The 12,287-nt window shown below is 65.8% G+C and carries 13 protein-coding genes; 5 read left to right on the forward strand and 8 right to left on the reverse strand.

The features are described 5' to 3' along the window. Positions 1 to 38: 38 nt before the first annotated feature. A complete protein-coding gene (locus MSP7336_RS15150; RefSeq protein ID WP_069396300.1) occupies positions 39 to 389 on the reverse strand; it encodes an MmpS family transport accessory protein in 351 nt (116 codons plus the stop codon). Between the two features lie 254 nt (positions 390 to 643). Between MSP7336_RS15150 and MSP7336_RS15155 the strand changes: the two genes are divergently transcribed. Continuing rightward, positions 644 to 1,717, forward strand: a complete 1,074-nt coding sequence (locus MSP7336_RS15155; RefSeq protein WP_069396224.1) for an NAD(P)H-dependent amine dehydrogenase family protein — start codon at positions 644 to 646, stop codon at positions 1,715 to 1,717. Between the two features lie 28 nt (positions 1,718 to 1,745). Continuing rightward, the gene (locus tag MSP7336_RS15160) at positions 1,746 to 3,545 is read left to right on the forward strand and encodes an Hsp70 family protein (protein ID WP_113964055.1); all 1,800 of its coding nucleotides are present in this window, start codon (positions 1,746 to 1,748) and stop codon (positions 3,543 to 3,545) included. On the opposite strand, the gene MSP7336_RS15165 is transcribed toward MSP7336_RS15160, so the two are convergent. Both MSP7336_RS15165 and MSP7336_RS15170 read right to left on the reverse strand, forming a co-directional pair. Continuing rightward, entirely contained in the window at positions 3,546 to 3,815 is a 270-nt protein-coding gene (locus tag MSP7336_RS15165; RefSeq protein WP_113964056.1) for a hypothetical protein, read from the reverse strand. A 103-nt stretch (positions 3,816 to 3,918) separates the two neighbouring features. Further along, entirely contained in the window at positions 3,919 to 4,872 is a 954-nt protein-coding gene (locus MSP7336_RS15170; RefSeq protein WP_113964057.1) for an SDR family oxidoreductase, read from the reverse strand. 103 nt (positions 4,873 to 4,975) lie between these two features. Here MSP7336_RS15170 and MSP7336_RS15175 point away from each other — a divergent pair, with 103 nt between their 5' ends. After that, positions 4,976 to 5,704: an SHOCT domain-containing protein gene (locus MSP7336_RS15175; RefSeq protein ID WP_069396227.1), complete on the forward strand. Its 729-nt coding sequence runs from the start codon at positions 4,976 to 4,978 to the stop codon at positions 5,702 to 5,704. 15 nt (positions 5,705 to 5,719) lie between these two features. On the opposite strand, the gene MSP7336_RS15180 is transcribed toward MSP7336_RS15175, so the two are convergent. Next, positions 5,720 to 6,337, reverse strand: coding sequence for an MBL fold metallo-hydrolase (locus tag MSP7336_RS15180; RefSeq protein ID WP_113964058.1), 618 nt, complete (start codon positions 6,335 to 6,337; stop codon positions 5,720 to 5,722). After that, the gene (locus MSP7336_RS15185) at positions 6,334 to 7,419 is read right to left on the reverse strand and encodes an S-(hydroxymethyl)mycothiol dehydrogenase (protein ID WP_069396229.1); all 1,086 of its coding nucleotides are present in this window, start codon (positions 7,417 to 7,419) and stop codon (positions 6,334 to 6,336) included. Before MSP7336_RS15185 ends, MSP7336_RS15180 begins: the two co-directional genes overlap by 4 nt. Positions 7,420 to 7,611: 192 nt before the next feature. Between MSP7336_RS15185 and MSP7336_RS15195 the strand changes: the two genes are divergently transcribed. Both MSP7336_RS15195 and MSP7336_RS15200 read left to right on the forward strand, forming a co-directional pair. After that, positions 7,612 to 8,436, forward strand: a complete 825-nt coding sequence (locus MSP7336_RS15195; protein WP_113964059.1) for a serine hydrolase domain-containing protein — start codon at positions 7,612 to 7,614, stop codon at positions 8,434 to 8,436. A 132-nt stretch (positions 8,437 to 8,568) separates the two neighbouring features. Next, a complete protein-coding gene (locus MSP7336_RS15200) occupies positions 8,569 to 9,081 on the forward strand; it encodes a DUF3145 domain-containing protein (protein WP_113964941.1) in 513 nt (170 codons plus the stop codon). Positions 9,082 to 9,154: 73 nt separating this feature from the next. On the opposite strand, the gene MSP7336_RS15205 is transcribed toward MSP7336_RS15200, so the two are convergent. From MSP7336_RS15205 to MSP7336_RS15215, 3 genes are all read right to left on the reverse strand, one after another. Then, the gene (locus MSP7336_RS15205; RefSeq protein ID WP_113964060.1) at positions 9,155 to 9,598 is read right to left on the reverse strand and encodes a DUF6632 domain-containing protein; all 444 of its coding nucleotides are present in this window, start codon (positions 9,596 to 9,598) and stop codon (positions 9,155 to 9,157) included. Between the two features lie 96 nt (positions 9,599 to 9,694). Next, positions 9,695 to 10,615, reverse strand: coding sequence for a diacylglycerol kinase (locus MSP7336_RS15210; RefSeq protein WP_113964942.1), 921 nt, complete (start codon positions 10,613 to 10,615; stop codon positions 9,695 to 9,697). A gap of 44 nt (positions 10,616 to 10,659) precedes the next feature. Then, positions 10,660 to 12,240 carry an FAD-binding oxidoreductase gene (locus tag MSP7336_RS15215; RefSeq protein ID WP_342353158.1) on the reverse strand — a complete coding sequence of 527 codons (1,581 nt, stop codon included), beginning with the start codon at positions 12,238 to 12,240 and terminating at the stop codon, positions 10,660 to 10,662. Positions 12,241 to 12,287: the final 47 nt, after the last annotated feature.

Genomic DNA, 12,287 nt, shown 5'->3' on the forward strand with positions numbered 1-12,287 from the left:
GTCGCCAGCCTAAGCCGGTGAGGGACCGTCGTGAAGCGTTAATGCTCGCAGGCGGCCCGGGCGGGTTGCCCGGTAGCCGTCGTATTACTCACGACGTTGCCGTTGATAGAGATGGTGCAGGTAATCGAGCCGGGGCCCTGGGCACTGATCACGAACACCGCGGTACCGAAATCGAAAAACTCCGTCGACCACGGCAGTTTCACATTGGCCTCGTGCCACTGGCCGGTATCGGTTTGGTAGGAGATGTAATCGGCGACCGGAAAGTTGCCGGTCACTTGGTAGCGAACCGTGCGCTTGTCACTGCCCGCGGTCGCCGTGCCGCTGATTCCCACTGTGAGTGCGACCACGACGGCGGCGACCAGCAGCAGCCTGCCTGCGAAACCCTTCATGTGCCATGTGCCTTTGCTGGGGTAAACGGCTGATTCCACTCACCGCAGCAGACACGGAACGTTCTGAACCGACGGCCGTAAGCGAGGTATCGTTATCAAAACGCAATCTCACCGTTATGAGTTCGCGATTATTTACTGGTATTCGACACGTGTGAAATTCACAGTGCGTCTGTGATAACGCCACGCCTTCGGCGGCTCGCTGGGTCGTCGCGAGCCTTAGGGTGAACCGGAAAACGGCGAGCGGAAGGTGGCGGATGTCGAAGCGAGTTGTGGTCTGGGGTACCGGCTTCGTCGGCAAGATGGTGATCCCCGAGATCATCAAACATCCGCACTTCGACCTGGTCGGAGTCGGCGTCAGTAATCCCGCGAAGGTCGGCCGCGACGTCGGCGACATCTGCGAACTCCCCGAACCGGTCGGCATCACCGCCACCGACAACGTCGACGCGCTGATCGCGCTGAAGCCCGACGCCTTGGTGCATTACGGGCCCACCGCCGCGCACGCCGAGGCCAATATCGCGCTGATGACCCGGTTTTTGCAGGCGGGCATCGACGTGTGCTCCACCGCGATGACGCCATGGGTCTGGCCGACGATGCATCTGAATCCGCCCAACTGGATTCAACCGATCACCGAGGCGTGCGAGCTGGGCGGGTCGTCGTGCTTCACCACCGGCATCGACCCGGGGTTCGCCAACGACTTGTTTCCGATGACGCTGATGGGCGTCTGCTCGGAGGTACGGACGGTGCGGGCTTCCGAACTGCTGGACTACACCAACTACACCGGCGACTACGAAAACGAGATGGGCATCGGCCGCGCGCCGGAATTCCGCCCGATACTGCAGAGCCGCGATGTGCTGGTCTTGGCGTGGGGCGCCACCGTCCCGATGATCGCGCACGCCGCCGGCATCACGCTCGACGAGATCACCACCACCTGGGACAAGTGGATCACCCCCACGGAGCGCAAGACCGCCAAGGGCGTCATCCCGCCCGGACACGTCGCCGCGGTCCGGTTCACCATCAACGGGATCTATCGGGGTCAGACCCGCATCCAGCTCGAACACGTCAACCGGATCGGCCGTGATGCCGCGCCGGATTGGCCGTCCGGAACCCAGGACGACGTCTACCGGGTGGACATCGAGGGAACCCCAAGCATCTTCCAGGAGACCGCGTTTCGGTTTACCGACGGTTCCGGGCGCGATGCGGCGACCGCCGGCTGCTTGGCCACCGGCATGCGTGCGCTCAATGCCGTCCCCGCCGTCAACGAGCTGCCGGCGGGCTGGGTCACCGCGCTCGACCTACCGCTGATCGCCGGGGCCGGCACGATTCGTTAACCGCTGGCCGGCTACTAGATTGGGCGAGATGGTAGACGGAGGACGGCCGCTCGGGTTTTCGCGTGCCGACGCACCGCCGCACTCGCAGTCGGCGCTGGGTCTGTCGGTGGGTGCTACCAATCTCGCGGCCGTGAGCGCTGACCGGGCAGTGCGCCGGCGGTCGGTGCTGACCCTGTATCCAGGGCGCATGCCGGAGGTCGGGGTGCCGTCGGAGAACCCCAACCTGACCGAACGTGGTCTGGTGATCACCGAGTTCGTCGACCGGGTGGGCGACCCGGCGGGCCTGGTGGCTGCCGACGGCTCGACACATCGCGCCGAAACACTGCTGGCCGATGCGTTGCGGTCGCTGGCTTACACCGCGACCGAGGGCCGCAGCTTGCCGCAGGCGGTCGCGATCAGTTACCCGGCGCATTGGAGATACGGATCGCTGGACGCAGTACGGAACGCGTTGAACCAGGTACCCGAATGGTCGGACGGGCGCGTGACGCTACTGCCGGACTCGGCTGCCGCGACGGCCGCCCTGCGAAGCAATCCCGGCTTGCCCACCCGCGGAGTCATCGCGGTGTGCGACTTCGGCGGTACGGGCAGCAGCCTCACGCTGGTCGACGCCGCCAACGGTTACCAGCCGATTGCGCCAACCGTGCGCCACCGTGAGTTCGCCGGAGACCGCATCGACGAAGCGCTGGCCGACCATGTTGTGGCTGAGTTGTCCTCGGGGGGTTCTTTCGACACGGCGGGTACTTCCTCGACCGCTTCACTGACCCGGCTACGGGATGCCTGTCGACGTGCCAAAGAGGAACTCTCGACGGCGGCGACGACGACGTTGAGCGCCCCGCTTCCCGGGTATAGCGGCGACGTCAGTCTCACCCGAGCCGAACTCGACGAAGTGATCCGTGCGCCTTTGACCGGATTCGTTGATGTGATTCAGGAAGCTTTGCGGCACAATGGAATTCGCGTCAGTGAGCTGGCCGCGGTCGCTTCCGTCGGAGGCGGTGCGGCTATCCCGTTGGTCACCGCGACGTTGTCGCAACATCTGCAGGTTCCGGTGATCACGACGCCGCGACCCATGTTGAGCGCCGCCACCGGTGCGGCGCTGGCGGCCACGGGCAGGGTGGCGGACGACGGCGCAACAGCGTTGTCGCCGGCTGCAACGGCATTGGCGCCCGCCGCCACCGAGCTTGCTCCGACAGCCGATGCCACCGAGATGACCGACGCCGCGCAGGTGCCGACTGCTGAACCGCCGCTGGCCTGGTCGGAGGCCAACGACGAAGACTCAGGCATCATGCCGCTGCTCACCGGTGAATACCCGGCGGCGGACGCTCGACCGGCAGAGGTCTTCGAGGAGACCGCTCACACGCGCCCGGCGGCGGAAGCCTGGTACCGGCGGCCACTGGTGCTGATACTCGGCACCGTGCTGGTGATGCTGGCCATCGGCAGCGTGATCATGCTGACGCTGCGACACAATTCGGGCACCGCGCCGAGCACGCCCGCACCGAGCGTGAGCAACCCGCCCGCACCGGGCGCTCCAACCCCATCGGACATCACCGACACCCAAGCGCCGGAAAGCAGTTCGGCTCCGGCGCCGTCGTCAACCGAGTCGAACACCCAACCGCCACCATCGACAACGACCCAGCCGCCGACCACCACCGAAACACCAACGACAACGACGACAACGGAGGCACCGACGACGACGTCGCAAACAACGCAAACCCCGACCTCGTCGGCTCAAACCTCAACCGGAGCGTCGGAACAGCCGCTATTCCCGATTTTCCCGCGCAACCCGAACAGGCCGCGGATCTTTCCCGAACCTGGTGTCGGCGGGCGTTGATCAGCGGTTTTCCGCGGTGTCCGTTGCCTGGTCGCCTTGCTTGTCCTTACCGAACTTCGGGTTGCCCTCGTCGTCGAGCCAGTCGTTGACCGCGGTGCCGGTGATGGTCCGATCGGTGCCAGGCATCACTGCCGTCGGGCGCTGGTCGTCGTAGGCCTTCCGCATCTCAGCTGCTTGCTTTTTGTGGTCGTCGGTGACCTCGGGCGCTTCGGTCCGACGCGGACCGCCCTCTTCTTGACGCTCGTCGGGTTGGTGTTCGTGGTGGCTCATCGTGGTCGTCCTTCAAGTCTGGGCGGTGACATGTGCGTTCACATGTGCCCTGTCGACTACCCGTTGGGGCGCGTCACCAAAACAGACGGCCGTCGACCCAAAGTCATTCCGGTTTGGGGAAGCTGACACCCGTCAGCTGCTCGGACAGCTCCCACAGCCGCCGGCAGTCGGTGTCGTTCTGGGCAGCTGCGGGCACCTTGGCATGGGTCACGCCACCGCCGGCGGCCTCAGAGATGCCGTGCGGTCCGTAGAACGCACCGCCTTCGGCTTGCGGCGCGGCCGCCGCATACAGTGCCGGCAGGATCCCTTCGTCGATTTCCTGCCACAGGAATGGGGTCAGCCGCCACGATATTTTGTACAGCCGCTCCATCAGCGACGGTTTGGTCCGGCCATGCGAGGGGCCGCTGATCTGCAGATTGGTCTTGGTCAGGCCGGGGTGCGCGGCGTTGGAGGTGATGCCCCAGCCGGCCGCGCGGCTGCGTCGGTCGAGCTCTCGGGCGAACATCAGCACGGCCAGTTTGGATTGCGCGTAGGCCTGCATAGGCGTGTACGACCTTTCGAACTGCGGGTCGTCGAAGTGAATACGGCCTTGGCGCGCGGCCAGGCTGCTCAGCGACACCACCCGTGAATGCTCGGCAGCGCGCAGGAGCGGCAACAGGTGCGCGGTGAGCGCGAAATGGCCGAGATGGTTGCTGCCGAACTGTAATTCGAATCCGTCGGCGGTGGTGTCGCGCTGTGGGGGTGTCATCACGCCGGCGTTGTTGATCAGGATGTCGACCGGGCGGCCTTCGGAGTTCAGTTGCTCACCCAGCGCGGCGACGCTCGCCAGCGACGACAGGTCGAGTGGTTTGATCGTCAGCTTCCCATCGGGAACGGTGGCGCGAATCTGCTCGATGGCGGCCTCGCCCTTGGCGCGGTTACGGATCGCCATGACGACATCCGCGCCGGCGGCCGAGAGCCGGCGGGTCAGACCGAAACCAAGGCCGCTGTTGGCTCCGGTGATGACGACCAACTTTCCGGACAGGTCAGGGACGCTGGCAACTAGATCAGTAGCCATAACTTTCACTCCTCGGTGATTGTCTGCGCATCATATGCCTCACGTCGACACCGATTTGGGCGGATGTCGCTGCGATCCTGGCAAATCGTGCCAAACTGCGCAGATGAACGCTGTGCGCGTTGGCTCGCGAATCGGGCTGGTGGTATCGGTCCTGACGCTCATCGTGGCGGTCGGCGGGTTCATCACCTCGCTGATCCTCAACGCGTTTGTATTCGGCAAGTACAACGCCTACGGCGAAGTACCAATCCCCGGCTCCGGCAGCCTGCACCTACCGGAGGGTGAAGTCACCGTGAGTTTCCACACCCAGGTGGTCGGAAGTCCCAGCGGCGGTGGGCTGCCGATTCCCGGATTGAAGATGGGAATCGACCCGCCCGCAGGTGTACCCGAGCCGGTCGTCACTGAAAACGTCGGCAGCACAACCACAGTCAACAACGATTCGCACGTGCGGGTATGGACCGTTCGAGTCCCCGCCGATGGCACATACCAGATCAGGACCGATGGTCAGGTCGGCGGATTCATCAGTCCTCGACTGGCTTTCGGTCACGGTAGCCCGTACGGCTGGCTGCCGTGGATGTTCGTCGGCTGGTTCGTCATCGGTCTGGCAGGTCTGACCTTGTCGGTGATGTCGACACTACGCAGCCGGCGGGCACCACGACCGGTATCGACCGCCGAGCAATCCATCTCAGAGGTGCCGGACTGGTCGGCGGCCGCACCCGATGAGCAAGCCATCAGGCTCGAGCAACTCAAAACGCTCACCGCGCTACGAGATTCGGGAGCGTTGACCGAGAAAGAATTCGACGATGAAAAGCGCCGAATCCTTGACGGCCGCTGACTCCGACGTCGCCTTCTAGTAGCCCCGGGCCACCCATTCGTCGTAGTGCACGATCTCGTCGCCGACGGTGGTGTTGTCGCCGTGTCCGGTGTACACGACGGTGTCGGTGGGCAGCGTGCCGAGCCGGTCCGAGATCGACTGCAATATCGTCGGGAAGTCCGAGAACGAGCGCCCGGTGGCTCCCGGGCCGCCCTGAAACAGGGTGTCACCGCTGAACACCGCACCCAGATCGGGGGCATGCCAGCACACTGAGCCGGGGGAGTGACCCGGAGTGTGCAATGCACGCAACTCTGTGCCCGCGACGGACAGCGTTTGCCCGTCGGATACTGTGCGAAAATGTTTGTCCGGGTGGGTCATTCGCCACAGCACTTCATCGGCGGGGTGCAGCAACACTGGGGCGTCGAGCGTTTCGCCAAGCTGAGGCGCCACGGTCACGTGGTCGTTGTGTCCGTGTGTGCACACCACAGCCACAACGTTGCGGCCTCCGACGGCTTCGATGATCGGCGCTGCGGTGTGGGCGGCGTCGAACACCACGACCTCGGAGTCGTCGCCTACGATCCAGATGTTGTTGTCGACTTCCCAACTGCCGCCGTCGAGTTCGAAGGTGCCGTGAGTGACTACCCGCTGAATCACAACATCACCACCGACCGCAGCACCTCACCTGCGTGCATCTTGTGGAAGGCCTCCTCGATGTCGCCCAAGCCGATTCGTTCGGATACGAACTTGTCCAACGGCAACCTGCCCTGCAGGTGCAGATCGATCAGGGTGGGGAAGTCGCGCTCAGGCAGACAGTCGCCGTACCACGACGACTTCAAAGCACCGCCGTGCGAAAAGAAGTCCAGCAGCGGCATGTCGAGGCGCATCTCCGGCGTCGGAACGCCCACCAGCACAACGGTTCCCGCGAGATCACGGGCGTAGAAAGCCTGCTTCCAGGTTTCCGGTCGGCCGACCGCGTCGATGACCACGTTGGCGCCGAAGCCGTCGGTGAGGTCCTGTATGGCCTTGACGACGTCGGCTTCGCGCGCGTTGACGGTATGGGTGGCGCCGAACTGCCGCGCCCAGTCGAGTTTGGTGTTGTCGGTGTCGACCGCGATGATGCGGCGCGCGCCGACCAGCGCGGCGCCGGCGATTGCCGCGTCGCCCACACCGCCGCAACCGATCACTGCGACGGTGTCGTCACGGGTGACTGCGCCGGTGTTGATGGCCGCACCCAGCCCGGCCATCACGCCGCAGCCCAGCAGCCCGGCCACCGCCGGGTCGGCGGCGGGATCGACCAAGGTGGCCTGGCCTTGGTGCACCAGCGTTTTGTCGGCGAACGCGCCGATGCCCAGCGCCGGCGTGAGCTCGGTGCCGTCGGTCAACGTCATTTTCTGTTCGGCATTGAACGTGTCGAAGCACAAGTGCGGCCTGCCCCGCTTGCAGGCGCGGCACTGCCCGCATATCGCGCGCCAGTTAAGGATCACGAAATCGCCCGGTTGCACCGCGGTGACACCCGGCCCGACGGATTCGACTGTGCCCGCGGCCTCGTGGCCGAGCAGAAACGGAAACTCGTCGTTGATGCCGCCCTCGCGATAGGTCAGGTCGGTGTGGCACACCCCGCACGCGGTGACGTCGACCAGCACTTCACCCGGCCCGGGATCGGGTACGACGATGTCGACCAACTCCACCGGTTCGCCCTTTTTTCGTGACACCACACCGCGGACTGTCTGACTCATGCGAACCAACTTAGGCGGTGATCGCAAGCGCGGCGTAGCCGGGCGCGGCGGGTCACCGCGCTAGAGCCGAGCGGTGATCGCAAGCGCGGCGTAGCCGGGCGCGGCGGGTCACCGCGCTAGAGCCGAGCGGTGATCGCAAGCGCGGCGTAGCCGGGCGCGGCGGGTCACCGCGGGTCGATAGGCTCCTGCGCGATGCCTGCTCTCGATGCGCTTGACAACTGGCCGGTAGCCAATGCTGCCGCCGCGGTCGTCGGGCCCTCCGGCACACTGGCCAGCCGCGGTGACGGCGGACGCGAGTTCGCGCTGGCGTCGGTGACCAAGCCACTGGTGGCCCGGGCGGTGCAGATCGCGATCGAGGAGGGTGTCGTCGACCTCGACACCCCGGCCGGCCCGCCCGGGTCCACCGTCCGCCATCTGCTGGCGCACGCTTCCGGGCTGGCGATGCATTCCAACCACTCGCTGGCCAAGCCGGGAGCCCGCCGGGTGTATTCCAACTACGGATTCACGGTGCTAGCCGAGACCCTGCAGCAGGCGTCGGGCATCCAGTTCAGCACCTACCTCGCCGAAGCCGTCTTCGAGCCGCTGGGGATGGCTGCCACCCGCCTCGACGGCGGCGCGAGGGCTGCCGGCTTCGGGGTGACCTCGACGTTGGGCGATATGGCGGCGTTCGCGGTCGATCTGCTGGAGCCCCGAACGGTCTCCGAGGCAATGCACACCGAGGCGATTTCCGTACAGTTTCCCGGTCTGGACGGCGTATTGCCTGGTTACGGCGTGCAGCGGCCCAACGATTGGGGCCTGGGCTTCGAGATCAAAGACGCCAAATCGCCGCATTGGACAGGCGCCGACAACTCGCCGCGAACATACGGCCATTTCGGCCAATCGGGCACATTCATCTGGGCAGATCCGCAGGCGCGGTTAGCGCTGGTCGTGCTCACCGATCGCGATTTCGGGGAGTGGGCGCTATCGCTCTGGCCGGCGATTTCCGACGCGGTGATATCTGAATACCGGTCAGACTAGCGCAACAGGGGTCTCACGAGGCACAATAGACTCGCAAGCAACAATTTCATCGCCGCCATCTGCATTGCAGCTCGTCAGGGCTTCACCAGGCCGTTGGGGAAGACGTCCCTCGTGGAGCCGAAGGAGCAGCAGATGCGTGCGTCGAACCAGTTCGCCGACGCGACGACCGGCGTGGTGTACATCCACGCCTCGCCCGCCGCGGTATGTCCGCATGTCGAGTGGGCGTTGTCGTCGACCCTGTCGGCCAAGGCGAACCTCAAGTGGACCCCGCAACCGGCCATGCCCGGGCAGCTGCGCGCGGTGACCAACTGGGTCGGTCCGGTGGGGACGGGCGCCCGATTGGCGAACGCGCTGCGTTCCTGGTCGGTGCTGCGCTTCGAAGTCACCGAGGACCCGAGCCCGGGCGTGGATGGTCAGCGGTTCAGCCACACCCCGCAGTTGGGACTGTGGAGCGGCACGATGAGCGCCAACGGCGACGTCATGATCGGTGAGATGCGCTTGCGCGCGATGATGGCCGCCGGCGCCGATGCGCTGGCCGCCGAGCTGGATTCAGCGTTGGGCACCGCCTGGGATGAGGCGCTCGAGCTGTATCGCGACGGCGGCGACGGTGCCGAGGTGTCCTGGCTCAGCCGGGGCGTGGGGTAAGAACACGCAGCTCGCCGCAGTTCGGCTTGAGCCGGCCGGTGTTTGGTGGTCGTCGGGTCCTAGCGCGCATTCACTATGGAGTGGCAGGCGTGTCGGCACCCGGCGGTTGAACAGGCTGTGGCGCAGCGTGAGGTTGCCTGAGACCGGATGACGACACGAGTACTGACAAGACGATGGCCACCAGAAGCAGGGCCGGGACATCGCCAAACAGGTGTCCCACATGCTGTCTGCTGCCGAAGGATTGCGCCGCCATGATTGCGGCGTGTACGGCACTGGACCACACAGCGAACCAGATCAAGCTGAGATTGGCCGCAGGGTTCCGCGCGGCGTTAATCAAGAAGACGCCCAGCGTTGCGTACACGCCAACGATCATCAAGAAATAGTCGGACTGGTGCGGAGCGCCGTGATGCCATGCCCACCCCGAGGGCCATACCAGGGCCAGCGGATAGAGAAGAAGCATCACCGCCCCAAAAACGACGAGCGCTATCTGAAGAAGTCTGTAGCGGTATGAGGCCATTGCGCGCTCCACCAACTTGGTTGCCGATTCCCCGAACCTCCGAGGCGGTCCGAAGGAACCCCACGGTACGCGCGGCGACCCCGGCTCGGGCGAGATTCACCGGAGCCCAATATTCGGTCGCAAGATCTTTAGCGCGCCGGGCACCGCCGAGATTTCGGCGGGCAGCGCGCAGGCGAAATCGCCGTCGGCGTACACGTTGATGCCCGGTGACTCGACCTCAACGGACTTCGCCCGGGCCGTGCTCACTTCGTCGAGATCGACATGAGTGCCCTTGTACACGGTAGGGAACAGGCGGATCAACCGCATGCGTGACGCGGAATGCACCATCGTGATGTCGAGTTGGCCGTCGGCGTGATCGGCGTTGGGGCAGATCCGCATTCCGCCGCCATAGCTGCGGGTATTGCCGAACGCGGCGAGGGTGAGCTTGGTGACGATCTCATCACGCCCGTCGAGCACCAGGCGGAACGGCAGTAGCCGCAGCGCTGAGAGCTCGGCGACCATCGCGAGGTTGTACCGCATTCGTCCACGCGGCCAACGCATCCGGTTGGCTCGATCGGTGACCAGCGAATCGAATCCGGCGGCCGCGACGGTGCCGAACCACTTGGTGACTCCGGCCTGGTCGCGAATCAGGCCCAGGTCAACGGTTTGCGTCCAACCGTCGGCGACGACATCCGCGGCCGCGACGGGATCCTTGGTGGGCAGTCGGTATTCACGCGCATGGTCGTTGCCGGTACCGGCAGGAATGATGCCCAGCGGAATATCACTGCGCGCCAAGACTTGCAGCGCGTCGGCAATCACCCCGTCACCACCGACGACCACCAGCGCGTCGGTGCCGCGGTCGAGCGCGTCGCGGAGCAGTCGGCGCGCGTGGTCGGCGTCCGTGCCGACGATTCCGACGACGTCGAGCCCGCGTTCCTGCAAGCGGGCAATCGCCTTTTCCGCGGCATGCGGCGCGTTCCCGTGCCCGGACGCGGGATTGGTCAGCACCGTCACCTGCGCGAGCTCGCGACGGGTCATGTGGTGCCGCTCCTCATCGCTGCGTCCCGCATTGTCGCGGCACGTCACGGGATCAGCTTGCCGGGGTTGAGGATTCCGGCGGGATCCAGCGTCGACTTGACCGCCTGCAGGATCCGAACGCCCAAGTCGCCCACCTCGTCATGCATCCACGGTCGATGATCGGCGCCGATCGCGTGGTGGTGCGTGATCGTCCCGCCGGCTGCCACGATCGCATCCGAGGCGGCGGCTTTGGCCTTGCGCCATTGGTCGATCGGATTACCGCGTTGACCGGCGACGACGGTGAAGTACAACGAAGCCCCGCTGGCATACACATGCGAAATGTGGCACAGCACCAATGCCGGTGTGCCGGATTCGCCCAACGCTCCCGTCAGCGCCTCGGTGACGGCGGTCTTCAGCGCCGGGATGTTCGACCACGTCGTCGCCGTCTCGAGGGTTTCGCACAGCGCTCCGGCGGCCAGTAGCGAATCACGCAAATACGGCGCACCGAACCGGCCACGCTCCCAGGCGTGCGCCGGACCTTCACCCAACGACGTGCCGCCACGTGCGGCCAGCAGCGCGTGGGTTTCGGCATGCCGGCTCTCGGCATGCTCGGCGGTTCCTTCGAACACGGTGATCGCCAAACAGCCTCCGGTGACCTGGCTTTCGCCGATGGTCTCGGTGGTGGCCAGATTCACGCCGGTTTCGGCCTCGTCGGAAAGCCGGATCACGGTGGGGCCGGTGCCCGTCTGGGCGACCGCGCGCAAGGCCGCGGTCCCGGTCGCGAAGTCGGGAAACGACCACGCCTCGTACCGGATCGCTTCCGGCGTCGGGTGTACCCGCACCCGAACCCGCGTGATCACACCGAAGACGCCTTCGGACCCGATCAGCAGCTGGCGCAGGTCCGGGCCCGCTGCCGACGCCGGGGCCCGGCCCAGGTCCAGCACCCCAGCCGGGGTGATCACCCGCAAGCCGCCAATCATGTCGTCGAAACGGCCATATCCGGCCGAGTTCTGGCCCGACGACCGCGTTGCGGCGAAGCCGCCGATGCTGGCGAATTCGAAGCTCTGCGGGAAGTGCCCCAGCGAGAAGCCGCGCTCGCCGAGCAACCGCTCCGCAACCGGACCGGTGACCCCGGCGCCGAACTCGGCCTCGCCGGAGACTTCGTCGAAATCCAGCAGTTGGTCGAAGCGGCGCAGATCCAGCGAGACGACAGCATCGAATACACCACGGATGGGATCGAGGCCACCGACCACGCTGGTGCCGCCGCCGAACGGGACGACAGCGATACCGCGCTGCGAGCAGTGCTGCAGGATGGCCGCCACCTCGTCCTCGGAGCCGGGCAACAGCACCGCGTCGGGCGCGTCCTGCTCACCGGAATCCTTGCGCCGCAACAAATCCAGCGTCGACTTACCGCCGGCGTGCAACAGCCGGTCATGGTCGCCGATGCGCAAGTGGTCAGCTCCGACGATGCCGGACAGTGCCTGGCGGTCGTTCTCGGACAACGCCGACGGGCGTAGCCGCACCTGCTCGGCGTCGAGTTCTGGCGCCGGCTCCTCGGCTACCCCGAGCGCCTGTTTCAGCAGCGACCGGATGCCCTCCGAAAGGGGCTTGGCGGCGTTGGGGTCGCCCCAGGCATTCCACTTCATGGGTGGCATCAGAGCGTCGGGCTGCGTCATGCATTACAGTATTACAC

It is taken from the genome of Mycobacterium shimoidei (genome assembly GCF_900417275.1).
GTDB lineage: Bacteria > Actinomycetota > Actinomycetes > Mycobacteriales > Mycobacteriaceae > Mycobacterium > Mycobacterium shimoidei.